Annotated in this window: 23 protein-coding genes; 11 read left to right on the forward strand and 12 right to left on the reverse strand. The window is 72.1% G+C overall.

Annotated elements, in window-relative coordinates; all coding sequences use genetic code 11:
- Positions 1-38 precede the first annotated feature (38 nt).
- Positions 39-770 (reverse strand): DUF6264 family protein, encoded by a 732-nt coding sequence (locus BIV01_RS07125; protein WP_071294512.1) that lies wholly within the window; start codon positions 768-770, stop codon positions 39-41.
- Positions 767-1,831 (reverse strand): 4-hydroxy-3-methylbut-2-enyl diphosphate reductase, encoded by a 1,065-nt coding sequence (locus tag BIV01_RS07130; protein WP_083295030.1) that lies wholly within the window; start codon positions 1,829-1,831, stop codon positions 767-769. The genes BIV01_RS07125 and BIV01_RS07130 overlap by 4 nt, the downstream gene beginning before the upstream one ends.
- A gap of 124 nt (positions 1,832-1,955) precedes the next feature.
- Here BIV01_RS07130 and xseA point away from each other — a divergent pair, with 124 nt between their 5' ends.
- Positions 1,956-3,191 carry an exodeoxyribonuclease VII large subunit gene (gene xseA / locus BIV01_RS07135; RefSeq protein ID WP_071294511.1) on the forward strand — a complete coding sequence of 412 codons (1,236 nt, stop codon included), beginning with the start codon at positions 1,956-1,958 and terminating at the stop codon, positions 3,189-3,191.
- A gap of 52 nt (positions 3,192-3,243) precedes the next feature.
- On the opposite strand, the gene BIV01_RS07140 is transcribed toward xseA, so the two are convergent.
- On the reverse strand, positions 3,244-3,987 hold the full coding sequence (locus BIV01_RS07140; protein ID WP_071294510.1) for an alpha/beta hydrolase: 744 nt from the start codon (positions 3,985-3,987) through the stop codon (positions 3,244-3,246).
- Positions 3,988-4,072: 85 nt separating this feature from the next.
- On the opposite strand from BIV01_RS07140, the gene BIV01_RS07145 reads away from it, so the two are divergent.
- From BIV01_RS07145 to BIV01_RS07160, 4 genes are all read left to right on the forward strand, one after another.
- Entirely contained in the window at positions 4,073-4,318 is a 246-nt protein-coding gene (locus BIV01_RS07145; RefSeq protein WP_022906010.1) for an exodeoxyribonuclease VII small subunit, read from the forward strand.
- Entirely contained in the window at positions 4,315-4,953 is a 639-nt protein-coding gene (locus tag BIV01_RS07150; RefSeq protein ID WP_071294509.1) for a DUF4245 domain-containing protein, read from the forward strand. Before BIV01_RS07145 ends, BIV01_RS07150 begins: the two co-directional genes overlap by 4 nt.
- A 68-nt stretch (positions 4,954-5,021) precedes the next feature.
- Positions 5,022-5,636 (forward strand): carbonic anhydrase, encoded by a 615-nt coding sequence (locus BIV01_RS07155; RefSeq protein ID WP_070416758.1) that lies wholly within the window; start codon positions 5,022-5,024, stop codon positions 5,634-5,636.
- A gap of 119 nt (positions 5,637-5,755) precedes the next feature.
- Positions 5,756-7,156 (forward strand): class II fumarate hydratase, encoded by a 1,401-nt coding sequence (locus BIV01_RS07160; RefSeq protein WP_071302394.1) that lies wholly within the window; start codon positions 5,756-5,758, stop codon positions 7,154-7,156.
- 148 nt (positions 7,157-7,304) lie between these two features.
- On the opposite strand, the gene BIV01_RS07165 is transcribed toward BIV01_RS07160, so the two are convergent.
- From BIV01_RS07165 to BIV01_RS07175, 3 genes are all read right to left on the reverse strand, one after another.
- Positions 7,305-8,666, reverse strand: coding sequence for a PhoH family protein (locus BIV01_RS07165; protein ID WP_175473660.1), 1,362 nt, complete (start codon positions 8,664-8,666; stop codon positions 7,305-7,307).
- Between the two features lie 188 nt (positions 8,667-8,854).
- A complete protein-coding gene (locus tag BIV01_RS07170; RefSeq protein WP_071294707.1) occupies positions 8,855-9,964 on the reverse strand; it encodes an aminotransferase class V-fold PLP-dependent enzyme in 1,110 nt (369 codons plus the stop codon).
- A gap of 86 nt (positions 9,965-10,050) precedes the next feature.
- Positions 10,051-10,836: an isoprenyl transferase gene (locus tag BIV01_RS07175; RefSeq protein ID WP_254791794.1), complete on the reverse strand. Its 786-nt coding sequence runs from the start codon at positions 10,834-10,836 to the stop codon at positions 10,051-10,053.
- Positions 10,837-10,935: 99 nt separating this feature from the next.
- Between BIV01_RS07175 and trhA the strand changes: the two genes are divergently transcribed.
- Positions 10,936-11,670: a PAQR family membrane homeostasis protein TrhA gene (gene trhA, locus BIV01_RS07180; RefSeq protein ID WP_070419188.1), complete on the forward strand. Its 735-nt coding sequence runs from the start codon at positions 10,936-10,938 to the stop codon at positions 11,668-11,670.
- A gap of 107 nt (positions 11,671-11,777) precedes the next feature.
- Here trhA and BIV01_RS07185 read toward each other — a convergent pair whose 3' ends face one another.
- Together BIV01_RS07185 and mca are read right to left on the reverse strand one after the other, a co-directional pair.
- The gene (locus tag BIV01_RS07185) at positions 11,778-12,125 is read right to left on the reverse strand and encodes a hypothetical protein (protein WP_071302382.1); all 348 of its coding nucleotides are present in this window, start codon (positions 12,123-12,125) and stop codon (positions 11,778-11,780) included.
- Positions 12,122-13,012 carry a mycothiol conjugate amidase Mca gene (mca, locus tag BIV01_RS07190; protein WP_139199252.1) on the reverse strand — a complete coding sequence of 297 codons (891 nt, stop codon included), beginning with the start codon at positions 13,010-13,012 and terminating at the stop codon, positions 12,122-12,124. The genes BIV01_RS07185 and mca overlap by 4 nt, the downstream gene beginning before the upstream one ends.
- 33 nt (positions 13,013-13,045) lie before the next feature.
- Between mca and BIV01_RS18925 the strand changes: the two genes are divergently transcribed.
- Together BIV01_RS18925 and greA are read left to right on the forward strand one after the other, a co-directional pair.
- On the forward strand, positions 13,046-13,537 hold the full coding sequence (locus tag BIV01_RS18925; RefSeq protein ID WP_175473661.1) for a DUF4307 domain-containing protein: 492 nt from the start codon (positions 13,046-13,048) through the stop codon (positions 13,535-13,537).
- A 67-nt stretch (positions 13,538-13,604) separates the two neighbouring features.
- On the forward strand, positions 13,605-14,093 hold the full coding sequence (greA, locus tag BIV01_RS07200; protein ID WP_070416763.1) for a transcription elongation factor GreA: 489 nt from the start codon (positions 13,605-13,607) through the stop codon (positions 14,091-14,093).
- An 82-nt stretch (positions 14,094-14,175) separates the two neighbouring features.
- Here greA and ilvA read toward each other — a convergent pair whose 3' ends face one another.
- Positions 14,176-15,420 (reverse strand): threonine ammonia-lyase, encoded by a 1,245-nt coding sequence (gene ilvA, locus BIV01_RS07205; RefSeq protein ID WP_070416764.1) that lies wholly within the window; start codon positions 15,418-15,420, stop codon positions 14,176-14,178.
- Between the two features lie 45 nt (positions 15,421-15,465).
- The gene (locus BIV01_RS07210; protein WP_254791795.1) at positions 15,466-16,734 is read right to left on the reverse strand and encodes an AI-2E family transporter; all 1,269 of its coding nucleotides are present in this window, start codon (positions 16,732-16,734) and stop codon (positions 15,466-15,468) included.
- Between the two features lie 94 nt (positions 16,735-16,828).
- Here BIV01_RS07210 and BIV01_RS07215 point away from each other — a divergent pair, with 94 nt between their 5' ends.
- Positions 16,829-18,088: a winged helix-turn-helix domain-containing protein gene (locus BIV01_RS07215; RefSeq protein WP_071302384.1), complete on the forward strand. Its 1,260-nt coding sequence runs from the start codon at positions 16,829-16,831 to the stop codon at positions 18,086-18,088.
- A gap of 68 nt (positions 18,089-18,156) precedes the next feature.
- Here the strand turns inward: BIV01_RS07215 and BIV01_RS07220 are convergent, their stop codons facing one another.
- The gene (locus BIV01_RS07220; RefSeq protein ID WP_071302385.1) at positions 18,157-19,056 is read right to left on the reverse strand and encodes a M48 family metalloprotease; all 900 of its coding nucleotides are present in this window, start codon (positions 19,054-19,056) and stop codon (positions 18,157-18,159) included.
- Between the two features lie 22 nt (positions 19,057-19,078).
- The gene (locus tag BIV01_RS07225; protein WP_070416768.1) at positions 19,079-19,660 is read right to left on the reverse strand and encodes a LemA family protein; all 582 of its coding nucleotides are present in this window, start codon (positions 19,658-19,660) and stop codon (positions 19,079-19,081) included.
- A 238-nt stretch (positions 19,661-19,898) separates the two neighbouring features.
- On the opposite strand from BIV01_RS07225, the gene BIV01_RS07230 reads away from it, so the two are divergent.
- Both BIV01_RS07230 and BIV01_RS07235 read left to right on the forward strand, forming a co-directional pair.
- Positions 19,899-22,292, forward strand: a complete 2,394-nt coding sequence (locus BIV01_RS07230; protein WP_071302386.1) for a hypothetical protein — start codon at positions 19,899-19,901, stop codon at positions 22,290-22,292.
- Between the two features lie 145 nt (positions 22,293-22,437).
- Positions 22,438-24,111 (forward strand): class I adenylate-forming enzyme family protein, encoded by a 1,674-nt coding sequence (locus BIV01_RS07235; protein ID WP_071302387.1) that lies wholly within the window; start codon positions 22,438-22,440, stop codon positions 24,109-24,111.
- Positions 24,112-24,115: the final 4 nt, after the last annotated feature.

Genomic DNA, 24,115 nt, shown 5'->3' on the forward strand with positions numbered 1-24,115 from the left:
CGCGGGCCCGCACGCCCGGCGCCGTCCCGACGGGCGGGTCAGCCGCCGGCGGCCATCCGCTGCACGTACGCCGTGAACGCCGGGTCCTGGAAGAGCACGACCATCACCGGCACGATGCCGAGCACGGACGCGACGACACCGCCGACGAGCGGGACCCAGAACGTCCAGCGCCGGGCACGGAGCCGTCGGATCGACCACCAGGCCACGAGCACGAACACCACGACGAGCACGACCGCCCGCACGAGCACGGCGGTCGACAGCGCCGCCGGGTCGGACAGCTCGGTGTACTGGCGCTCGACGAGGGTCCGGATGGTCGAGGCGGTCGTGCCGACGGCGAGGGACTCGACGACCGACCAGAGTCCGATCACGAGCAGCCCGACCGTCAGGACGAAGTCGAGCGGGGTGCGGCCGAAGCGTCCGGCGAGGGGTGTCGGGCGGGCCGTACCGCCGTCGGTCGCCGGTCCGGGCCGCTGGGCGCCGGCACGGGGATCGCGGTCGCGAGCGGGGTGGTCGCGGGTCTCGCGTTCGCCAGCGGCTCGGGAGCGCTCTTCGTGCTCGAGGCGCTCCTGTTCGACGAGCACCGGGTTCTCCCAACCGTCGGGCGCGTACTCGCCGTACTGCGGTGCCGGACGGCCGTGGACGCGACCGTGCGCGTCACCGTCGGCCGACGTGGCGGGGGTGCGCCGCGCCTCCTGGCCGAGGGACGGATCGACGACCTGACCCGGCTCGCGGGCGGGCACCGCGGACCAGCCGTCCGTGCCCCCGCTCACCGTCGACGCCCGCCGAGTGCGCGCGTGGGGTTGCCCGACGCGTCCGTGCGGAGCTCCTTCGGCAGCGAGAACATGAGGTCCTCGTGCGCCGTGACGACCTCTTCCACCGTGGCGTAGCCGGCGTCCGCGAGCTGGTCGAGGACCTCGGTGACGAGCTCTTCCGGCACGCTCGCGCCGCTCGTGACGCCGACGGTGCCGACTCCGGTGAGCCAGTCCTGCTGGATCTCGGCGGCGTAGTCGACGCGGTGTGCGGCCTTCGCGCCGTGCTCCAGCGCGACCTCGACCAGGCGGACGCTGTTCGAGGAGTTCGCCGAGCCGACCACGATCACGAGGTCGGCTCCGGGGGCGACCTTCTTGATCGCGACCTGGCGGTTCTGGGTGGCGTAGCAGATGTCGTCGGAGGGCGGGTCCTCGATCGCGGGGAACTTCTCGCGCAGGAGCCGGACGGTCTCCATCGTCTCGTCGACGCTCAGCGTGGTCTGCGAGAGCCAGACGAGGTTCTCGGGGTCGGGGACCTCGAGCGCGGCGACGTCGTCCGGTCCGTTGACCAGGATCGTGCGGTCGGGTGCGTGGCCCATGGTGCCCTCGACCTCTTCGTGGCCGGCATGCCCGATCAGGATGATGGTGCGGTCGGCCTTCGCGAAGCGCGTCGCCTCCCTGTGGACCTTCGTGACGAGCGGGCACGTGGCGTCGATGGCGTGCAGGTCGCGGTCGGCGGCGCCGGCCACCACCGCCGGTGAGACGCCGTGGGCGCTGAAGACCACGTGCGAACCGCGCGGGACCTCGGCGACGTCGTCGACGAAGACCGCTCCGCGCTGCTCGAGCGTCGACACGACGTGGACGTTGTGGACGATCTGCTTGCGGACGTACACGGGCTCGCCGTACTGCTCGAGCGCCTTCTCGACCGCGACGACGGCGCGGTCGACGCCCGCGCAGTACCCGCGGGGGGCGGCGAGCAGGACCTTCTTCGTGCCGGCGACCGGTTCGTCCCGCAGGCGGCCGCGCGCCGCGAGGACCCGCGGCGGGGCGAGCGGGACCGTGTGGCCGTTGGTGATCGTCACGTCCCCGATGATAGGTGAGCGGGACGCGCGTGGGCTGAGCGCGCACGGACCTGTGGACAACCCGTCCAGAGCGCGCTGTCACCGGTCTCGGGCAGCATGGACGTCCCGCGTGGAAGGAACGACATTGGCGATCGAACAGGGTCCCCCGACGGCTGACGACCCGTGGCCCGTCGCGCTGCTCGGCGCGAAGCTCCGCGACTGGATCGACCGGCTCGGCACCGCCTGGGTCGAGGGTGAGATCACCCAGTGGAACGTCGCGGGCGGCAACGTCTACGGCAAGCTCAAGGACGTCGACGTCGACGCCACCGTGTCGTTCTCGATCTGGTCGAGCGTGCGCTCCCGGGTCCCCGCGGACATCAAGCAGGGCGACCGGGTCGTCGCGGCCGTCAAACCGAACTACTGGGTCAAGGGCGGCTCGCTGACGATGCAGGTCGTCGAGATGAAGCACGTCGGACTCGGCGACCTGCTCGAGCGGCTCGAACGCCTGCGCCGCACCCTCGCCGCGGAAGGGTTGTTCGACCCGTCCCGGAAGAAGCGACTGCCCTTCCTGCCGCACCGGATCGGGCTGATCACCGGCAAGGACTCCGACGCCGAGAAGGACGTCAAGCGCAACGCCCAGCTCCGGTGGCCGCAGGTCGAGTTCCGGACGGTCCACACGGCCGTGCAGGGCGAGCGCGCCGTGAGTGAGGTCACCGCGGCGATCCTCGAGCTCGACGCCGACCCGACCGTCGACGTCATCATCGTGGCCCGCGGCGGCGGCGACTTCCAGAACCTGCTCGGCTTCAGCGACGAGGGACTCGTCCGGGCCGCGGCCGCTGCGAGCACCCCGATCGTCTCGGCGATCGGGCACGAGGCCGACCGGCCGATCCTCGACGAGGTCGCCGACCTCCGCGCCTCCACCCCGACCGACGCGGCCAAGCGCGTGGTGCCCGACGTCGCCGAGGAACTCGCCAACGTCCGGCAGGCGCGGGCACGACTCGGGCTCCGGTTGTCGCACACCCTCTCGGTCGAGGCGGACCGGATCGCGGCCCTGCGCTCCCGTCCCGCCCTGGCGTCCACCGCCTGGCTCGTCGACACCCGCGCGGAAGAGGTGGCGCGCGACCTCTCCCGCGCCCGTGAACTCCTCGACCGCCGGCTCGAACGCTCCCACTCCGAGGTCGGGCACCTCACCGCCCGGCTCCGGGCGCTGTCGCCGCGGGACACCCTGCGGCGCGGCTACGCGATCGTGCAGACGGCCGACGGCGGCGTGGTGCGGGGCTCGGAGGACCTCAGCGGTGCGACGCCCGTGCACGTGACGCTCGGCGCGGGGACCGCCACCGGGACGCTCGAGCCGGACGGTCCCGGTCCGGACGGGGCCTGACCCCGGTCGACGCCGCGGCGGGCGTCGCGGCGGGTGTCGCGGCGGCGAGCGGTCACCACCCGCGATCGCGCAGCCAGGCCTCGGCGACGTCCGGCCACGCGGCAGCGGTCCCGATGCCCTCGGCGAGCCCGATCCCGTGCGCGCCACGCTCGAAGACGTGCAGTTCGAACGGCACCGCCCGACGCGCGAGTGCCTGCCCGTAGCGCAGCGAGTGCGTGACGTGGACAGCCGGGTCCTCGGCGGTGTGCCAGAGGAACGTCGGCGGGGTCGCGCCGTCGACCATGAGCTCCGTGTCGAGCGCCCCCAGCGCCCACACCGTCGCACCCGTGCCGAGCAGGTTGTCCGCGCTCCCCCGGTGCTGGTGGTCGGTCATCGAGACCACCGGGTAGCAGAGCAGCGCGAGGTCGGGTCGGTCGTCCACGTCCGACACGGCGCGTTCGTCGGGCGTCGGCGCGTTCGAGACGAGGGCAGCGAGGTGGCCACCCGCGGACGAGCCGACCAGCAGGACGCGTGGAGCGGACGGGAGGCCCGGGTACCGTCCGGCGCGCAGGTCGCGCAGGAGCGTCCTGGTCGCCACCACGGCGTCGGGGTGCCGGTGCGGGGCGACCGGGTACGCGAAGACCACGGCGGAGATGCCGATCGTGTTGAGCCACCGGGCGTAGCCCTCCCCCTCGTGGGCGGCGTGGCCGTGGTACCCGCCGCCGGGCAGGACGAGGGCGACGTCGGGTCGCGCGTCCGCGGGGTCCGGGGCGGTCGGGGCCGGGTACCAGGTCGCGCCGTCGGGGAGGTCCGTCATGCCCCCAGACCCTACGCGGCCGGGAGTTGTCCACGGGTTCGTCCCCGCGGGCGGCACGTCGGTGGGTGCTCGGTAGGATCGAGGGGTGTCATCCCAGCAGGAACCCGAGCAGCCCGACGTCCGGTCGCTGAGCTACGAAGCGGCGCGCGACGAACTCGTGCGCGTCGTCGCCGAGCTCGAACAGGGATCGGCCACGCTCGAACGCTCGCTGTCCCTCTGGGAACGGGGCGAGTCCCTGGCCGCCCGGTGCGAAGAGTGGCTCGTCGGCGCCCGGGCCCGGCTCGACGCCGCACGCGCCGCGTCCGAGTCCGAGGACGGCGCAGCGCGATGACCGACGCCGACGGCCGCCCGATCGTCGCCGAGCTGGGCCGCCCCGAGACACCGGAGGAGACCTGGGCGCGCAAGGACGCCGCCCGCACCGCCCGGCGGCAGCACCAGACCGCGTTCAACCTCGTGCTCGCACTCATCGCGTCGCTCGGCATCGTGCTGTTCCTCGTCGCGGTCGTCGTGCGTCCGGACACCACGATCGGCGACCGGACGGTCGACTACCGCCAGGTGGCCTCGCAGGCCCAGGTGCCGGGCGTCACGCTCGCCGCGCCCGCGTTGCCGGGGGACTTCTCGTCCAACCGTGCCGACTACCAGGACAAGACGTCCGACGGGGTGAGCGTCTGGACCGTCGGCCTGCTCACGCCGGACAAGCAGTACATCGGCCTGCAGCAGGGCATCGACGCGAACGCGACCTGGGTGTCGAACCAGCTCGACCAGCACGCCGCCACGGGCACCCGCACGATCGCCGGGACGAAGTGGACCGTGTACGACCGCCGGGCCGAGGGCGACGACGCGGGCAACCAGGCGTACTCGCTCGTGTCGACGTTCGACCAGGGCACCGTCGTCCTGTCCGGCACCGCCGACGACAGCTCCTTCCGGACCGTCGCGACCGCCGTCAGCAAGCAGTTCGCGAACTGACGAGCAAACACCCGCCGCAGCAGCAGCACGACCACGACCCGATCCACCCGAAGCACCCGAGGAGCCCCATGCCCGACCGCGCCGCCTCCACCCCGTCCGACGCCCTCCGACTCCTCGTCGAGGGCAACGCCCGCTTCGCCGCCGACAAGCGCCGCACCGGCCGGATCGACCCGGACCGCCGCTCGGAGCTCGCCGGGTCGCAGGCACCGTTCGCCACCGTCCTCGGCTGCTCGGACTCCCGCGTGCCGTTCGAGCACGTGTTCGACGCCGGCATCGGTGACCTCTTCGCCATCCGCAACGCCGGCCAGATCGTCGACGACGTCGTGCTCGGATCGATCGAGTTCGCCGTCGTCGCGCTCGGCACGCCGCTCGTGGTCGTACTCCGGCACACCAAGTGCGGCGCCGTCGCGGCCGCCCGCTCCGGCGAGCCCGTCCCCGCCCCGCACCTGCAGGCCCTCGTCGACGCCATCGCCCCGAGCGTCGAGCGCGTCCGCACCACCGACGCCGACGTCCCCCAGGAATCCGTCGGCGCCGCCCACCTCGAAGCCACGCTCCGTCAGGTGATCGAACGCTCCGGAGCCGTCTCGGACGCGATCGCCGAGGGTAGATTGGCCGTCGTCGGCGCGACCTACGACCTCACCACGGGCGAGGTCGCCGTCGACACCGTCGTGGGCCAGGCCTGACCGACCGCCACGACGACCCGTCCCGGACACCATCGGGACACCCACCAGCCGGCGCGACCGCGGCCGGCGAGCACCCCAGGAAGGACCACGACGACGTGACCGACACCACCCCGACCACCGTGACCGACAGCTCCGGCGAGTACCGCATCGAGCACGACACCATGGGCGAGGTCCGGGTGCCGGTGTCCGCGCTCTACCGGGCGCAGACGCAGCGCGCGGTGGAGAACTTCCCGATCTCCGGGAGCGGGCTCGAGTCGGCCCAGATCGTCGCCCTCGCCCGGATCAAGCGGGCGGCCGCGATCGTCAACGGTGAGCTCGGCATCGTCGACCCGACCCTGACCGCAGCCGTGGTCGAGGCTGCGGACACCATCATCGGTGGCGCCCACCACGACCAGTTCCCCGTCGACGTCTACCAGACCGGCAGCGGGACCTCGTCGAACATGAACATGAACGAGGTCCTCGCGACCCTCGCGTCCGAGGTCGCAGGTGCCCCGGTGCACCCGAACGACCACGTGAACGCCTCGCAGTCCTCGAACGACGTGTTCCCGACGTCGGTGCACGTCGCCGTGACCGAGGCCCTCATCCGCACGCTCGTCCCGGCGCTCGAGCACCTCGCCGAGTCGCTCGAGGCGAAGGCCACGCTCTGGGCCGACGCGGTGAAGTCCGGCCGCACGCACCTCATGGACGCCACGCCCGTCACCCTCGGGCAGGAGTTCGGCGGCTACGCGCGCCAGGTCCGTCTCGGCATCGAGCGGGTGAACGCGACGCTCCCCCGCGTGGCCGAGGTCCCGCTCGGCGGCACGGCCGTCGGCACAGGGATCAACACCCCGAAGGGCTTCCCGCAGCGCGTCATCGCCCAGCTCGCGAGCGACACCGGGCTGCCCGTCACCGAGGCGCTCGACCACTTCGAGGCGCAGGGCGCCCGGGACGCCCTGGTCGAGGCGTCCGGGGCGCTCAAGGTCATCGCGGTCAGCCTGACGAAGATCAACAACGACCTCCGGTGGATGGGCTCCGGGCCGAACACGGGCCTCGGCGAACTGCACATCCCGGACCTCCAGCCCGGATCGTCGATCATGCCCGGCAAGGTCAACCCCGTCATCCCCGAGGCCACGCTCATGGTCGCCGCACGGGTGATCGGCAACGACGCCACCATCGCGTGGGCGGGCGCCTCCGGTGCGTTCGAGCTGAACGTCGCGATCCCCGTGATGGGCACCGCGCTGCTCGAGTCGATCCGCCTGCTCGCGAACAGCTCGCGGGTGCTCGCCGACAAGACGATCGACGGGCTCGAGGCGAACCTCGACCGGGCCCGCGCGTTCGCCGAGTCCTCGCCGTCCATCGTCACCCCGCTCAACCGCGTGATCGGGTACGAGGCGGCGGCGAAGGTCGCGAAGTTCGCGGTGCAGGAAGGCGTCACCGTGCGCGAGGCCGTGATCGCCCTCGGCCACGTCGAGCGGGGCGAGGTCACCGAGGAGCAGCTCGACAGCGCCCTCGACGTGCTCAGCATGACGCACCCGAACTGACGCACCCCGTCACGGACAGGAGGCGCGGTGCCAGCTGGCACCGCGCCTCCTGTCCGTCGGGTTGTTCGGAACCACGAAACCGACATCGAACCAGCATCCAGGGCCGGTTCGACGTCGGTTTCGTGGTTCGACGCGCAGCGCGCCGCCGCTAGACCAGGTCGGGCGAGTCGAGCATCTCCGTGACCAGCGCCGCGATCGCGGACCGCTCCGAGCGCGTCAGCGTCACGTGCGCGAACAGCGGGTGCCCCTTGAGCCGCTCGATCACCGACGCGACCCCGTCGTGCCGACCGACCCGCAGGTTGTCGCGCTGCGCCACGTCGTGCGTGAGGACCACCCGCGAGTTCTGCCCGATGCGGGACAGCATCGTGAGCAGCACGTTCCGCTCGAGCGACTGCGCCTCGTCCACGATCACGAACGCGTCGTGCAGGGAGCGCCCGCGGATGTGCGTCAGCGGGAGTACCTCGAGCATGCCCCGCTCGACGACCTCGTCGAGGACGTTGTCGGAGACCAGGGCGCCGAGCGTGTCGTACACCGCCTGTGCCCACGGGTTCATCTTCTCGGACGCGTCGCCCGGCAGGTACCCGAGCTCCTGGCCGCCCACCGCGTAGAGCGGCCGGAACACCATGATCTTCTTGTGCTGCTGGCGTTCGAGGACGGCCTCGAGACCGGCGCAGAGCGCGAGCGCCGACTTGCCCGTGCCGGCGCTGCCGCCGAGCGAGACGATGCCGATCTCCGGATCGAGCAGGGCGTCGATCGCCAGCCGCTGTTCGGCGGAGCGCCCGCGGAGGCCGAAGACCTCGCGGTCGCCACGCACCAGCGCCACCGCGCCGGCGGTGTGCACCCGGCCGAGGGCCGAGCCACGCTCGGAGTGGATGACGACGCCGGTGTTGACCGGGACGCCGTCGAGCTGCGACGAGCGGATCTCCTCCTTCTCGTAGAGGTCGGACATCTGCTCGCCGGACACCTGCAGGTCGGCGATGCCCGTGTACCCGGAGTCGACCGCGAGCTCGGCGCGGTACTCCTCGGCCGCCATGCCGATCGAGGACGCCTTGACGCGCAGCGGCAAGTCCTTCGACACGACGACCACGTCGAGTCCGTCGTTCTTGAGGTTCGAGGCGACCGCGAGGATCCGCGAGTCGTTGTCGCCGAGCTGCAGCCCGGACGGGAGGACGGACTGGTTCGAGTGGTTCAGCTCGACCCGGAACGAGCCGCCGTCGCCGATCGCGATCGGGAAGTCGAGCCGCTCGTGCTCGATCCGGAGCTCGTCGAGGAGTCGGAGTGCCTGCCGGGCGAAGTACCCGATCTCCGGGTCGTTGCGCTTGGACTCCAGTTCGCTGACGACCACGACGGGCAGGACCACCGCGTGCTCCGCGAAGCGGAACAGTGCCCGCGGATCGCTGAGGAGCACCGAGGTGTCGAGCACGTACGTGCGCTGGGCGACCGATGTGGACGAGTCCGCGGTGTGCTGCTGCTGTGTTCCGCGAGAGACGTTCTGAGAGGTCACGACCACTCCATCCCCGGGCCGCGCTCGGCCCGGTCCATGTCCTCGAACGCGGCCGTGGAGCGGGTCTGCGAAGCACCGACTGTGGCCGCTTCGATCGGGCGCGGTGCCCGATGGGGACAAGCTACGTCCGACCCCCGACACGGCACCAGCGACACGCGGTTCCCCGAGTTACGGTCACGTGAACAACGTGGCCGCTACTGCATCGTGGCGTACGACAGGCAGGCGTCGCGGAACATGTCGAGCGTCTCGTCCGTGGTGGACGCGAACACCGACACCCGCGCGACCCCGAGCCGCGTCGTGACCGTCACGCCGTGGTTGTGGAACGCCGCGGACAGCGCGGTGAGCCGTCCCTGCGGCGGTCGGAGCACCACGATCCCGGCGCGCTCCCGGGGGTCGCGGCTGGACTCGACGGAGAGGCCGAACTCGTCGGCGATGTCGAACACCCGCTCGACCCGGTCGGTGACCCGCTCCTGCACGGCGGCGACACCGACCGCCGTGAGCCGGTCGAGCGACACCGCCAGGCGTGCCTGGGACACCGGGTCGGTGCGGGTCATCTGGAAGCCGGCGGCACCCGGACGGACCGACGGGACCTCGGTCGGCCACCCGGTCGTGCCGTGCGGGCCGGACAGTGCGGGCCGGAGGCGGTTCAGGGCACGGTCGCTGAACGCGGTGAACCCGGTCCCCCACCCGGCGTGCAGCCACTTCTGGCCGCCGGTCGCGACGACGTCGGCGAGCTCGTACGGGGCGTCGACCACGCCGAAGCCCTGGATGGCGTCGACGATGAGGAGGCGGTCGCCGATGACCTCGCGGATGGCGGCGAGGTCGGCGAGGTAGCCGGTCTGCCAGTCGACGAGCGAGACGGCCACCGCGGTGACGTCGTCGGACAGGCGCGACTCGATGAGCGACGGCGTCATCCACCCGGCGCCGGACTCGATCACGACGGGCTGCACGCGACCGCCCGTGGCCGAGGCGGCACTCGCGAGGGCCAGCGGCAGCGAGGGGTACTCGTCGGCGGAGACGAGCACGCCGCCGGTGAGCCCGAACGCGGTGTGCAGGAGCCCAGGGGTCGTGGCGGTCTGCGAGACGACCTGGTCCTCGCGCCGGCCGACGAGCCGTGCGGCGACGGTGCGGACCCGGGCGTCCTGCTCGTCGAGCGTCTCCATGGCGCCGAAGCGCATGTGCTCCTGGATCGTCCCGAGCACGCGCTGCTCCTCGAGGACAGCGGTCTGGACGGGACCGAAGGCGGCGTGGTCGAGGTAGCCGGGCTCCTCGGCGAAGCCTGAGGCGTACTCGGCGATGTTCACAGGGGCAACCTTCCGTGGGACGAAAACCCTGTGAGTCTACTGGGATGAACGGCCGACAGCCGCCGCAGTGCGGGGAACGGCGGTCGTCAGCCGCCGTACCGGCGGGACCGCAACCCGAAGTCGCGGACGGCGCGCAGGAAGTCGACCTCGCGCAGGTCCGGGTAGAGCGCCTCGACGAAGTAGAACTCGCTGTGCGCGCTCTGCCACAGCATGAAGTCCGACAACCGCTGCTCGCCCGACGTCCGGATGACCAGGTCGGGGTCCGGCTGCCCCTGGGTGTAGAGGTGGTCGCCGATGAGCTCGGGCGTGAGGACCTCGGCCAGGGTGTCGAGCGTGCCGCCGCCCTCGCCGTGCGCCTGCACGATGCTGCGCATGGCGTCCGCGATCTCCCGACGGCCGCCGTAGCCGACCGCGAGGTTCACGTGCAGCCCGGTGTGCTCCGCCGTGCGCTGCTCGGCGGCGGAGAGCGCGGCGACGAGGGGCTCGGGCAGGCCCTCGTTCGAGCCGACGTGCTGGACCCGCCAGTCCCGGTGGTCGGCCAGGGTCCCCGCGAGGTCGGCGATGATGCCGACGAGCTGCTCGAGCTCGTCGCCGCCACGACCCTTGAGGTTGTCGGACGACAGCAGGTAGAGCGTCACGACCTCGATGCCGAGGTCGTCGCACCACGTCAGGAACTCCGGGATCTTCGCGGCGCCCGCACGGTGCCCGTGCGCAGCGGACTCGAGGCCGAGCTGCTTCGCCCAGCGACGGTTGCCGTCCACGATCATGGCGACGTGCTTCGGCATCGCCGAGCCGTCGATCTGCCGGCGGATCCGGCTCTGGTAGGCGCGGTAGAGGATCCCTCGTCCTGCCCATCCCACCCTGCCGGTCACGGAACGAACATAGTGCACGGCGCCTCGGAGCGAGCCGCGTTCCCCGGGCCGTCCGCCCGTGTTCGGCGTTCGTTCGGCATCGGCCCCTACGGTCGGACCATGCAGGCCGAGCACGACACCGGGACCCTCCCCCACGTCCCCTTCACCGACGAGGCCGCGAGCACCGCGACCGCCGGACGGACGACCGCCAGCGCGTCCGAACCCCGGCCCGCGTGGCGCGGGTGGATCCACCTCGGGGCGTTCCCGTTCGCCATCGCGATGGGCATCGTGCTCATCGTCCTCGCGGGCTCACCCGCGGCGAAGGTCGGCAGCGCCGTGTTCATGGCGACGTCGCTCGCGATGTTCGGCGTCTCGGCGACCTACCACCGGTTCCCCTGGGGCCCGACGGTCAAGGCGGTGCTCAAGCGCATCGACCACACGAACATCCTGCTGCTCATCGCCGGCACGTACACACCCGTGGCGATCTGCGCCCTGCCGCACACCCTGATGGTCGTGGTGCTCTGGGTGATGTGGTCCGGCGCCGCGCTCGGCATCGCCTTCCGGGTCCTCTGGATCGGGGCGCCCCGGTGGCTCTACGTGCCGATCTACCTCGTGCTCGGCTGCGCGGCGCTCGGGTTGCTGCCGCAGTTCTTCGCCGCGAGCGTCCCGATGACGGTCCTCGTGCTCTCCGGCGGTGTGGCCTACATCCTCGGCGCGCTCGTGTACGGCTTCAAGCGCCCGAACCCGTCGCCGACGGTGTTCGGCTTCCACGAGGTCTTCCACGCACTCACGGTCGTCGCGTTCGCCGCCCAGTGGGCGGGTGTCCTCATCGTGGCGCTGGACCCGGTGCGCTGACCGCGACGGTCCGTCGGACGGGAGGCGCGGGTCGGGCCCGCACCGTGCCTCCCGTCCCGCACACACGCGGGTCCACCGCGCCGATCGCGTCAGCCGCGCCCGTGGCGTCAGCCGCGCTCGGTGTCGTCCCCGACGTCGGCCCGGCCGTCCTCGGCCGCGCGCCGTTCCGGCTCGTCCGTCGCGACGCCGTCGCGATCGATGCCGTCACGGTCGATGCCGTCACGATCGCCACCCGCGGTGCCGTTCGCCTCGGCCTCGAGCCGCTCCCGGATCTCCGCCCGGTAGCGGGTCCGCCGGATGCGCCGCGTCATGTCGATCACGAGCAGGATCGTCACGATGGCCACGACCGCGATCGCGATGAAGCCCGCGACGCCGGGCGTCACGTCGACGTCCGGGACGCTCGAGGTCGGGCTCGGGCTGGTCGTCGCGGCGAGTGCCGCGTGGAGGGTGCTCACGCAGTGGTGTCCTTGTCGGCAGGGATCCCCGCGAACAGGTCGGACTCGGGGAGCTCGGTCGGCACGCGGGCCTCGACGAGCTGGTAGTCCTCGGTCGGCCACACCGTCGCGAGGAGGTCGTTCGGCCAGTAGAAGAAGGCGCTGTCCGGCGGCACCTGGCTCGCGTGGGCCCGGAGCGCCGCGTCACGCGCGTCGAAGTACTCGTGCACGTCGACGTGGGTCGTGGCGAGGTCGGGCCGGTCGGCGAACCGTTCGACCCACTCGCGCAGCTGCTCGACCGCCGGGCTTTCCGGGTCGCGTTCCTGCAGGGCCTCGAAGACCGTCCGGAAGCGCCGGGGGTTCATGGTGCGCTCGTAGTAGAGCTTCGCGACGGACCACGCGGGCCCGGCGTCGGGGTACTTGTCGGGGTCCGCGGCGTCGCGCCAGGCGGCCATCGAGACCTCGTGCGTCCGGATGTGGTCCGGGTGCGGGTAGCCGCCGTTCTCGTCGTAGGTGACGAGCACGTGCGGGCGGAAGCGCCGGATGACCCGAACGAGGGCCTCGGTCGAGTACTCGAGCGGCACCGTCGAGAAGGTGCCGGGGCGGACCGTCTCGCCCTTGTCGGCGTCGGGCAGGCCGGAGTCGTGGTACCCGAGCCACAGGTGGTCGATGCCGAGCGCCGCCTGGGCCCCGGCCATCTCGGTGCGGCGGTACCCGGCCATGTCGCGGTGCGCCCGGCTCGTGGCGGGCTCGCCGAGCTGGTCGTTGAGGATGTCCCCCGCCTCGCCGCCCGTGCAGGAGACCACGAGGACCTCGTTGCCCTCGGCCGCGTACTTCGCCGCGGTCGCCGCTCCCTTGCTCGACTCGTCGTCGGGATGGGCGTGGACGGCCATCAAGCGGTACGGCACTGGTCTTCCTCACTGATCGCGTGGCAGCACACAGTGTCACGTGAACTACCCTGGGATCAGGATAATCACCCCGGGAGCCCCGAACTGTCCGAACCGCAGCACCAACCGGCACCTCAGCCGTCCGCCAGCACCACCGCGACGCTGGACGACCGCTACGGCCGCACCCCCGGACGCGCTCGTCGGACGCGGCTGATCGGGATCGTCGCCGCTGCCGCCGTCGCCCTGGTGTTCATCGTCTGGGTGGTCTGGGCCGGTCCCGGGCAGACCAGCCACGGCCTCGACACCGACGACGTCGGGTACCAGGTCGTCTCCGACCACCAGGTGGTCGTGCACACGCAGATCTCCGTCGACCCCGGCACGGTCGCGAAGTGCGCCGTCCAGGTCCTCGACAAGTCGTACACGATCGTCGGCTGGCGCGAGATCCGGGTGCCGGCATCCGATCAGCGCGTCCGGAGCATCAGCACGCCCGTGAACACCGTGTCACGCGGTGTGACCGGCTTGATCCACGACTGCTGGGTTCCCTAGACTGCTGTGATTCGCGGACAAGACCGGCCACACCGGCCGGTCTTGTTCTTTGCTGAAGGGAATCACCATGAGCAACGACACCCAGGTCACGTGGCTGACGCAAGAGGCGCACGACCGCCTCACGGCCGAGCTCGAGACGCTGTCCGGTGAAGGTCGCCAGGAGATCGCGAACCGCATCGAAGCCGCTCGCGAAGAGGGCGACCTCAAGGAGAACGGCGGCTACCACGCCGCCAAGGACGAGCAGGGCAAGATCGAGGCCCGCATCCGTCAGCTCACCGAGCTCCTCAAGCACGCCACCGTCGGCGAAGCGGACTTCGACGGCACCGTCGAGCCCGGCACCGTGGTGACCGCCGTCATCGCCGGTGACGAGTCGACGTTCCTGGTCGGCAACCGCGAGATCGTCGGCGAGGGCTCGGACCTCACCGTCTACAGCCCGGTCAGCCCGGTGGGCGCGGCCATCGTCGGCCTGCGCGCCGGCGAGAAGGCCACGTACACCGCGCCCAACGGCAAGGAGATCGCCGTCGAGGTGACGAAGGTCGAGCGCTACGAGCCGTAGACGCCACCCTTGACGGACAGGAGGCGCGGTGCCGGCTGGCACCGCGCCTCCTGTCCGTCTCCGGCTCGGCTCAGTGCCCGTCTCAGTGCTCGAGCAGCTCCGGCTGGAAGCCCACCTCGTGCAGGCGGTGGATGACCTCCTGCGCGTGCTCGGGACCGCGCGCCTCGATCGACAGGTCGAGCGCGACCTCGTTGATGACGAGCCCCTGGCCGTGCCGGGTGTGGAGCACCTCGACGACGTTCGCGCCGGCGTCCGAGATGACCTGCGAGACGCGGGCGAGCTGACCGGGGCGGTCCGGCAGCATGATGCGGATGCCGATGTAGCGCGACGCCGCGACGAGGCCACGGGTGATCACGCGTTCCATCATGAGCGGGTCGATGTTGCCGCCACTGAGCAGGACGACGGTGCGACCGGTGTCGCGGACGGCACCGGACATGATCGCCGCGACGCCGACGGCTCCGGCGGGCTCGACGACGAGCTTGGCGCGTTCGAGCAGCACCAGGAGCGACCGGGCGACGTCGTCGTCGGACACGGTCACGATGTCGTCGACGAGGTCGCGGATGATCGGGAAGTTCAGGTCACCAGGTCGCGCCACGGCGATGCCGTCCGCGATCGTCGGCTTCGTGCTGACGGTGACGGGTTCGCCGGCCTCGAGCGAGCTCGGGTAGGCGGCTGCGTTCTCGGCCTGCACCCCGATGACCCGGATGGTGCGTCCGAGGCGCTCGGCGACGCCCTTGACGGCGAGGGCGATGCCGGCGATGACGCCGCCGCCGCCGATCGGCACGATGACCGTGTCGGCGTCGGGCACCTGGTCGAGGATCTCGAGCCCGAGCGTGCCCTGGCCGGCGATGACCGCGGGGTGGTCGAACGGCGGGATGAAGACCGCTCCGGTCCGTGTCGCGAAGTCCTTGGCCGCGCTCAGGGCTTCTTCCACAGAGTGCCCGCGCAGGACGACCTCGGCGCCGTAGTGCCGCGTGGCCTGGAGCTTCGGCAGGGCGACGCCGACCGGCGTGAAGATCGTCGCGGGGATGCCGAGCTCGCGCGCGGCGAGGGCGACCCCCTGCGCGTGGTTGCCGGCGCTCGCGGCGACGACCCCCGCGGCCCGCTGCTCCGGGGTGAGGGTCGACAGGCGGTTGTACGCACCGCGGACCTTGTACGCACCGGTGCGCTGCAGGTTCTCGCACTTGAGGTGCACCGGCGACCCGAGGACCTCGGCGAGGAACTGCGAGGTCTCCATCGGGGTGACACGGGCGACCCCGGCGATCGTCACACGTGCCTTCTCGATGTCGTCGAGCGTGGGGATCAGCGGCGTGGTGGTGTCGGTCACGGGTCCATCATCGTCGCTCGCGGCACTCCTGACGAACCCGTGACGTCAGTTGGTGCTGGCAGTGCCCTCAGCCGCCGTCGGCTCCGGCTTGCTGCCCGGTGCGGGGACCGCGTCGCCGACCTTGTGCCGGCGGCCCCGCCGGAGCTGGAGCTGCCCGTGCTGGCCGCGCTTCGGGGTGGCCTCGAGCACGTGCTCGGAGTCGAGTCCACGCCAGCGGCCGCTCGCGATCGTCATGACCATCGTGTTCACGGTGGCGATGAGCGGCACGGCGAAGAAGGCACCGGCGATGCCCGCGAGCCCGGAGGCCGCTGTGACGCCGAGGACCACCGCGAGCGGGTGGACCTTGACCGCGTTGCCCATGACGAGCGGCTGGAGGATGTGTCCCTCGATCTGCTGCACGAGCAGCACGACCGCGAGGACGAGGACGGCCGCGAGCGGGCCGTTGAAGATGAGCGCGACGAAGACGGCCAGGAACCCGGTCACGATCGCACCGACGACGGGGATGAAGGCACCGAGGAAGACGAACGCCGCGATCGGGATCACCAGCGGCATGCCGCCGAAGAACAGGCCGACGATGAAGGCGCCGAGCCCGATGCCGACGGCGTCCACGAAGGCGACGAAGATCTGCACGCGGATGAAGCTCGTCAGGGTGATCCACCCCGCGACACCGGCGCCGTCGACGGTCGCACGGGCCTTCTTCGGGAAGAGCCGCACGGCCCACCGCCACACGTTCTTGCCGTCGATGAGCAGGAAGATCGTGGTGAACAGGATGATGAAGAGCGCCTCGAACACGTGCGTGGCACCGGACCCCGCGCTCGCGACCCCGGAGAGGATCGACGCGCTGTTGTCCTGCAGCCACTTCGTGCCGTCGTCGAGCCAGCCGTTGACGTCGCCCTGCGTGATGCCCAGGCCGGAGTTGAGGACGAGGTCCTTGATGTTCGCGTACTGGTCGACCGTGCGGTCGCGGAGCGACGGGTAGGACGCGATGATCTGGTCGACGACGAGCCACACCAGCGCGCCGATCGCCGCGAGTCCGCCGAGCAGGCTGATGACGACCGCGAGCCACTTCGGCACGTGGTGGCGCTGCATCCAGTTCGAGATCGGCACGAGCAGCGCCGAGACGACGATGCCGACGAGGAACGGGATGAGGATCTGGCTGAAGATCGTCATCAGCCAGATGAAGACCGCGATCACCCCGATGACGACCAGGATCCGCCACGACCACGCGCCGGCGATCCGCATGCCGGTCGGGACGGACTCCTCGACCACGGGGTCCGGATGCGTCGGTTGCTGCTGCTTTCTGCCCCATGCCATGGTCGCGAGTGTACCGATGTGCGGCCCGACAGGTACCAGATACGGCATACGTCACCGGACGCGGGGTGTCGGCGGCGATCGGTAGCCTTCGGACATGGTCAGGACCACGCTCTCCGCTGCCGAAGCCCGCCGCGTCGCACTGGCTGCCCAGGGCTTCGGCCAGCCGCCTGCCGACGCCGTGTCGACCCGGGCGCTGAACGCGGGGTTCGCGCGCCTCGGCCTGCTGCAGATCGACTCCGTGAACGTCTTCGAGCGCAGCCACTACCTGCCGCTCTTCGCCCGGCTCGGCACCTACGACCGGTCCACGCTCGACCGCCTGACGATGTCGAAGCGCGGCCCCTACGCCGAGTACTGGGCGCACGAGGCCGCGTTCGTCGACCGCACCGACCTCCCCCTCTTCCGGTGGCGGATGGACGCGCTGCGCGAGCGCGACGCGTGGCCGAACCGGATCGACGGGGTCCGGCGGACCGAGGGGGTCCGGCGCGAGCTCCGGGCGCTGCTCGCGGCCGAGGGGCCGATGCCGGCGAGCGCGGTCGAGCACGAGTCGAACGTCCGTCGGGGGCCGTGGTGGGGCTGGAGCGACGTGAAGCTCGGGCTCGAGCAGATGTTCCGCTGGGGCGACGTCGTGAGCGCCGGACGGGCTGGCTTCGAGCGGGTCTACGCGCTCCCCGAGCAGGTCCTGCCAGTCGGCACGCTCGAGGACGCACCGGCGCGACCCGCAGCCGTCCTCGAACTCGTCCGTCGAGCCACCCGGGCACTCGGCGTCGGCACCCGCGCGGACATCGCCGACTACTACCGGCTCCGTTCCGACGACACCGCCGCGGCGATCGCCGAACTCGTCGCCGCCGGGGAACTCGTGCCGGTGCGGGTCGAGTCCTGGGGCGAGCGCGCCTGGATGCACGCCGACGCCCGGGTCCCGCGGCACGTGACGGCCGACGCCGTGCTCAGTCCCTTCGACCCGGTCGTGTGGTTCCGGCGGCGGGCCGAGCGGATGTACGGCTTCCACTACCGGATCGAGATCTACACGCCGGCCCCGAAGCGGGTCTTCGGCTACTACGTCCTGCCCGTCCTGCAGGACGACCGGCTCGTCGGGCGGGTCGACCTGAAGAGCGACCGGCAGCGCGGGGTCCTGCGCGTGCGGACGGCGTGGGAAGAGCCGGGCGAGCGGCTCGATGCCGGGCGGCTCGCCGAGACCCTCCGACGGACGGCCGCGTGGCAGGGGCTCGACGGGGTCGAGGTCACCGACCGCGGAACCGCCGCGGCTGCGGTCGCTGGGGCGCTCGGCGTGCGGCTGGTGCCGCACGTCGCGGCCGACGACGCGGACGCGAGCGTGGCGCTGGAACCGGCCGTCTGACGGGCCGGTGGTGCGGGGCCGACCCGCGCCTCCTGGGCCACACCCGGTCGCCGGCACCCGCCCTCGGGTCAGAACCGGTCGAGACTCCCGCGCAGCCGCGCGATCCGGTCCGGCAGCGGCGGGTGCGTGGAGAACAGCCGGTCCATCAGGCCGGGCCGCATCGGGTCGGCGATCCAGAGGTGCGCCATCGACGAGTTCTGCGTCTGCATCGGCCGGCCGTACGCGCCGAGCTTCTCGAGCGCACGGGCGAGCCCCTCGGGGTGGCGGGTGGTCATCGCGCCGGTCGCGTCCGCCAGGTACTCCCGCTGCCGGGACACCGCGGCCTGCACGCCCGCCGCGGCGATCGGTGCCACGATGACCGCCACGAGTCCGGCGATGAGCAGGATCGGGTTGTTGCCGCCGTTGTCGTTGTTCCGGTTCCGACCGCCGGCGAGCCCGCTGAAGATCGAGATGCGGAGGAGCACGTCGGCGATGAGACCGACCGCGACCACGAGCCCGAACACCATCGTGGAGACGCGGATGTCGTAGTTCCGGACGTGCCCGAGCTCGTGGGCCATGACGCCCTGGAGCTCCTGGTCGTCCATGATCGCCAGCAGCCCGGTGGTCGCGGCGACGATCGCGTGGTCGGGGTCACGGCCGGTGGCGAAGGCGTTCGGCGACGGGTCCTCGATCACGAAGACGCGCGGCATCGGCATCCCGGTGGCGATCGCGAGGTTCTCGACCGTGCGCCAGAGTCGTGGCTCGGTGTTCCGGTCGATCTCGATGCCGCCCGCGATCGCCGTGGCCTGGCGACCCGCGGCGAAGTACTGCACGAGCGCGTACCCGAGGGCGACCACGAGGACGATCACGCCGATCGACACGTTGCCGGCGAGGTAACCGCCGAGGAACCCGAGCGCCCCGATGATCAGCAGGAAGACCAGGACGATGAGGACCGTGTTGCGCTTGTTGCGCGCGATCGCGCTGTACACGTCGCAGCCGTCGTCGGGCGGGTCAGAACTGGACGCGCGGCGGTTCGGCGATCGCCGCGGGCTCGGCGGTCTCGAAGAACGACGCCTCGGTGAAGCCACGGCTCTTCGCGAACGACGAGTTCGGGAAGACCCGGATCTTGGTGTTCAGCTCGCGGACGCCGCCGTTGTAGAAGCGACGGGCGGACTGGATCTTGTCCTCGGTGTCGACGAGTTCGGACTGCAGCTGCAGGAAGTTCTGGCTGGACTGCAGCTGCGGGTACCCCTCGGCCACCGCGAACACGCTCTTCAGCGCCTTCTGCATGTGCCCCTCGGCCGTGGAGGCGCTCGAGGCGTCCCCGGCGCTGAGCGTCTCGGCGCGGGCCTTCGTCACGGCCTCGAACACGGACTTCTCGTGCGTGGCGTAGCCCTTCACCGTCTCGACGATCGTCGGGATGAGGTCGGCGCGGCGCTTGAGCTGCACGGAGATGTCACTCCACGCCTCGTCGACGCGGACCTTCAGCGTGACGAGCGAGTTGTACGTGACCCACAGGTAGATCCCCACGACGACGAGGAGGACCACCACCACTCCGACGACGATCAGCGTCGTGATGAGTCCGGTGTCCATGAGGGCGTACTCCTTTGCGCGTCGGGATCGCGGTGTGACGGGGCCGTCGGGCCTGCGTCACGGCCGAGGACGATTGTATCGACCAGTGGGGTGCCCTCTCGTCCACGGCCCCGGTTCACGGGCGATTCCCGAGTCGCACACACCGCGCGCTCGGGCTGCTCGGCGTGTCGCTCGGTCCACGGACATCATCCGATCGACGTATTGACCCGAGCGGCTCGATCACGTGGGATGGACTCGGATGAACGCGCGCGGGGAGAACGTGGACGACCGGGCTGTCGGGGGCGACGGCCCCGTTCGCCGAACCCGGATCACGCTGGCCGTCGCCGCGGGGGCCGCCCTCGTCGTGGGCCTGCTCGCCCTCGCCGTGGCCCCGGCCACCGCCGTCACGTCCGCAGCCGGGACGTCCGCAGCCGTGACGTCCACCGGTGCTGCCGCTGGGGCGGAGCCCGATCCGGGCACGACACCCACCCCCACGCCAGCACCCCAGGACCACCTGACCCCGGCACCCCCGACCACGTCGCCGAGCCGGCCCCCGGTGCGCCCGTCGATCGACGACCCCGGCGACATCACCAGCGGGACCGTGCGCTTCAGCGGCAGGGGCACCCCCGGGCACGCCCTGCGGGTCACCGGTCCGGCGACGACCGGGTCGACCGGGTGCACCGCGACCGTCCACGACGACGGTGCCTGGTCCTGCCTCGCGACCGTCCGGAGCGGACCGCAGCAGGTCTTCACCGTGGCGGACCAGAGCTTCCCCGGGCTCGGCTCGGCGCGCACCCCGGCGTCCGACGTCATCGTCCCGCCGGTCGTCACCACCGCACGGCCCACGAACGGTCCGGTGACCGGCACCGGGCACGCCGGGTCGACCGTCACGCTCTCGGTGTCCGGGTCGTCGACGGACCGGACCGCCACGGTCGGTGCCGACGGCCGGTGGACGGTGTCCCTCCGCGGCGGCACCCCGGGCGGCGACGCACGGCTCTCCGTCACCGCCACGCAGACCGCGAGCACGGCCGACGGGTACCGGTCCGACCTGCGGAGCGCCGCGTCGACCCCGGTGACCGTGACGCTCGACCGGACCGCGCCGACGGCACCGCGCATCACCGCGCCCGGATCCGGCGACCGCGTGCGCGTCCAGCCCCTGACCGTCAGCGGCACGGGCGAGGCGGGCGCCGTGCTCACCGTGTACATCGACCGTGCGCCCGTGTGCCGGACCGAGGTTCCCGCCTCCGGTCGGTGGTCCTGCACCACGGCCGGCTCGACGCTGGGTGCCGGCACCCGGGCGGTGACGGCGACGCAGCACGACGACGCCGGCAACTTCTCGCCGACCTCGACGGCCGTCCGGGTCGTCGTCTCCCGTGCGTCCGGGGCACCGGGCACGCCGGGTGACGGGTCCACCGGCAGCGGCTCGCCGTCCGGGACCCCGGGTACCGGGGCGGGCAGCGCCGGCACGACGACGGGCCCGAACGGCCACGGCAGCGCGACCGGCGGATCCACCGGCAATGGCACCGGTTCGGGCTCCGGTTCGGGTTCCGGTCCGGGCTCCGGTCCGGGTTCCGGTTCCGATGGGGGCACCGGCGGCAGCAGCGGCAGCGGGAGCGGCGCAGGGTCCGGCACCGTCACCGGCGGGCACGGCCGCGGGCTCGACTGGTCCGGCCCCGCCGGCGACTGGACCGCCTCCACCGCGTACGACACCACCGTGCCGACCATCCAGGCGGCGTTCTCGTGGCGCACCGTCCTCGTCGCCACGGCCGTCGCCGCCGGGTTCCTCGTGCTCATCGCGGGTCCGCTCGCACTCGTCGCCGGCGTCGCCCGGGGCCGGATCCGTTCGCCGTTCGCCGGGCTCCTCGGTCGCAACCGCCCCCGTGACGAGCGACGCCGCGGCGAGGACGTGCTCCCGACCTGGGCTTCGATCACCGTCGCGGTGCTGGTCGTCGGACTGTGCACGCTCCTCGGCGTCGGCATCTCCCTCGAGGCCCGCTACGTCCGCCTGGCGATCGCGGTCCTGCTCGGCGCGGCCGTCCTCACGACGACGATCGTCCTCGCCACCCGCTGGGCAGCCGGCACCGATCGCAGCAACATCGGGTTCCGGGTCTCCCCCTGGCTGGTGCTCGCCGCCCTCGTGGCGTGCGGCGTCACCCGGACCTTCGACCTCTCACCCGCCGTGATCGTCGGTGCCGTCCTCGTGCCGATCGGCCGACCGGACCTCGACACCCGGGCGCTCCGGCTCGGCTCCTCGATCGCTGCCGGCGCCCGCAGTGCCACCTGGCGGTCGATCGCGCTGCTCGTCGTGGCGGCGGCCGGCTGGGTCCTGCACTCCGTCACGCCGGGGTCCGGCTTCTGGGTGTCGTTCGTGTCCGAGTTCGCGATCACCCTGTGCGTCGGCGGCCTCGGCGCCGTCGTCGTGACGCTGCTGCCGGTGGCCGGGTCCGCCGGGCAGTCCCTGCTCGCGCGGTCCCGTGGTCGGTACGCCGCCATCGCCGCGGTCGCCGTCGCGTTGGCCGCCGCCGTGTACTCCGGGTCCGCCGGGACGCACGTCTCCCCCGTCGCACTGGTGGTCGTCGCCGCGGTCTGCACCGCCGGAGCCGTCGCCGTCTGGTGCTGGCAGCGGGCGGCCCGGGTCGACCAGCGCGCCTGAACGTGGCACCGTCAGGGCCCGGATCGGGCTGCCGCCGAGGCTCGCTGCACGGATACGCTGACGAGCGGTGCGCGCGACATCACGAACGGAGTGCGCCGTACCACGGACGGTGCGTGCAGCACCACGACCGCTGCTGGGAGCGACGATGACCGAGACCCGATCCGACTACGACCCGACCCGCTTCCGCGACGTCTTCGAGCACAGCTACACGTACGCCAACGGCTTCGCCCGGAACACCCACCGCTTCGCCGGCCGACCGGCGCTCCGCGATCCCGACACCGACCGCTCGTGGACGTACGCCGAGCTCGGCGCCGACGTCGACCGCGTCGCCGGGTGGCTCGTGCGCCACGGGGTCGGTCGCGGGTCCGTGGTCATGGTCGAGCTGTTCAACTCCCCCGAGTTCGCGATCCTGTACCTGGCGGCCCACCGCATCGGCGCGGTGTTCTCCCCCACCAACTTCCGGCTCGCGTCGGACGAGGTCGCGTTCATCATCGAGGACTCCGCCCCCGTGGTCCTCGTCCTCGACGCCGCCCGCTCGATCGACATCACGGCCGCGCTCGCCAGCTCCGACCACACGCCCGAGCACGTCGTCGTGGTCGGCGACGGAACCCGGCCCGGCGACGTCGACTTCGCCGCGCTCCTCACCAGCGACCCCGTCTCCGCCGACGAGCTCGCCGCGTCCGAGCCCCGCAGCACCTACGACGAGACGACGCGCCTGTACACGAGCGGCACGACCGGACGGCCGAAGCCCGTGCCGCTGCCGAGCCTCGTCGAGGTCCTCAGCGCCCACGACGTGATCATGCACTTCCCGCTGAGCCCGTTCGACAAGACCCTCAACATGTCGCCGCTCTTCCACCGCGGCGGTCTGTACTCCGGCGGCCCGAACCCGGTGTTCTACGTCGGCGCCGAACTCACCACGCTCCGGCACTTCGACGCCGACCGCGTGCTCGACCTGGTCGAGTCCGAACAGCTGACGTTCCTCATCGGCGCCCCGCCGAACCTCGTGCAGCTCGCGAACGCCCAGGAGCAGCGGCCCCGCGACCTGTCCTCCCTCAACGGCATCGTGACGATGGGCGCACCGCTGGACCGGGCCGCCGCGCTCCGGTACCAGGAGCTCCTGTCGCCCCGCATCTTCAACGGCTACGGCACGACCGAGACCTTCTGGAACACCTTCCTCCGCCCCGAGGACTTCCCCGACGGTGCCGGGTCGACCGGCCGGGCCTCCACCGACGACGACGTCGCCGTGGTCCGCGTCTACGAGGACCGCCTCGCCGATCCGAGCGACACCGTGCCGAAGGACGGTTCGGAGATCGGCGAGTTCGCGGTCCGCACCGTGAAGTCCGGCTACTCGTACCGCAACCCCGGGCTCGAGGCCGAGAAGTTCGCGAACGGCTGGTTCTACCCGGGCGACCTCGCCACGTGGGACGAGCACGAGCGCGTGACGATCGTCGGGCGCAAGGACGACATGATCATCTCCGGCGGCGAGAACGTCCACCCCGTGCAGGTCGAGGCCGCACTGCAGGAGCACCCGGGCGTCGCCGACGCGATCGTGGTCGGCGTCCCCGACGAGCGCTGGGGCGAGGTCGTGACGGCGTACGTCGTCCGTGCGCCCGGGCGGCTGCCGGAGGACGACGTCGAAGCCGCCGCCGCCCTCGAGGAGTGGACCGCGTCGCACCCCGGCCTCGCCCGCTACAAGCGGCCGCGGCTCTACCGGTTCGTCACCGAACTGCCGTACAACGCCACGGGCAAGAAGGTGCACTACCTCGCGAAGGCGACGGCTGTGGACGACCAGGCTGCGGGGCGCCTGCTCGCGCCGTGACGGC

Origin of the sequence: Curtobacterium sp. MCBA15_013 (assembly GCF_001865095.1) — a bacterium.
GTDB lineage: Bacteria > Actinomycetota > Actinomycetes > Actinomycetales > Microbacteriaceae > Curtobacterium.

Bases quoted from the DNA above. Each gene is read 5' to 3' on its own strand.
- BIV01_RS07215 (WP_071302384.1), top strand. From the start codon at position 16,829: ATGGTCAGGACCACGCTCTCCGCTGCCGAAGCCCGCCGCGTCGCACTG.
- greA (WP_070416763.1), top strand. From the start codon at position 13,605: ATGAGCAACGACACCCAGGTCACGTGGCTGACGCAAGAGGCGCACGAC.
- BIV01_RS07155 (WP_070416758.1), top strand. From the start codon at position 5,022: ATGCCCGACCGCGCCGCCTCCACCCCGTCCGACGCCCTCCGACTCCTC.
- trhA (WP_070419188.1), top strand. From the start codon at position 10,936: ATGCAGGCCGAGCACGACACCGGGACCCTCCCCCACGTCCCCTTCACC.
- BIV01_RS07150 (WP_071294509.1), top strand. From the start codon at position 4,315: ATGACCGACGCCGACGGCCGCCCGATCGTCGCCGAGCTGGGCCGCCCC.
- BIV01_RS07235 (WP_071302387.1), top strand. From the start codon at position 22,438: ATGACCGAGACCCGATCCGACTACGACCCGACCCGCTTCCGCGACGTC.
- BIV01_RS07225 (WP_070416768.1), bottom strand. From the start codon at position 19,660: ATGGACACCGGACTCATCACGACGCTGATCGTCGTCGGAGTGGTGGTG.
- BIV01_RS07230 (WP_071302386.1), top strand. From the start codon at position 19,899: ATGAACGCGCGCGGGGAGAACGTGGACGACCGGGCTGTCGGGGGCGAC.
- BIV01_RS07210 (WP_254791795.1), bottom strand. From the start codon at position 16,734: ATGGCATGGGGCAGAAAGCAGCAGCAACCGACGCATCCGGACCCCGTG.
- BIV01_RS07140 (WP_071294510.1), bottom strand. From the start codon at position 3,987: ATGACGGACCTCCCCGACGGCGCGACCTGGTACCCGGCCCCGACCGCC.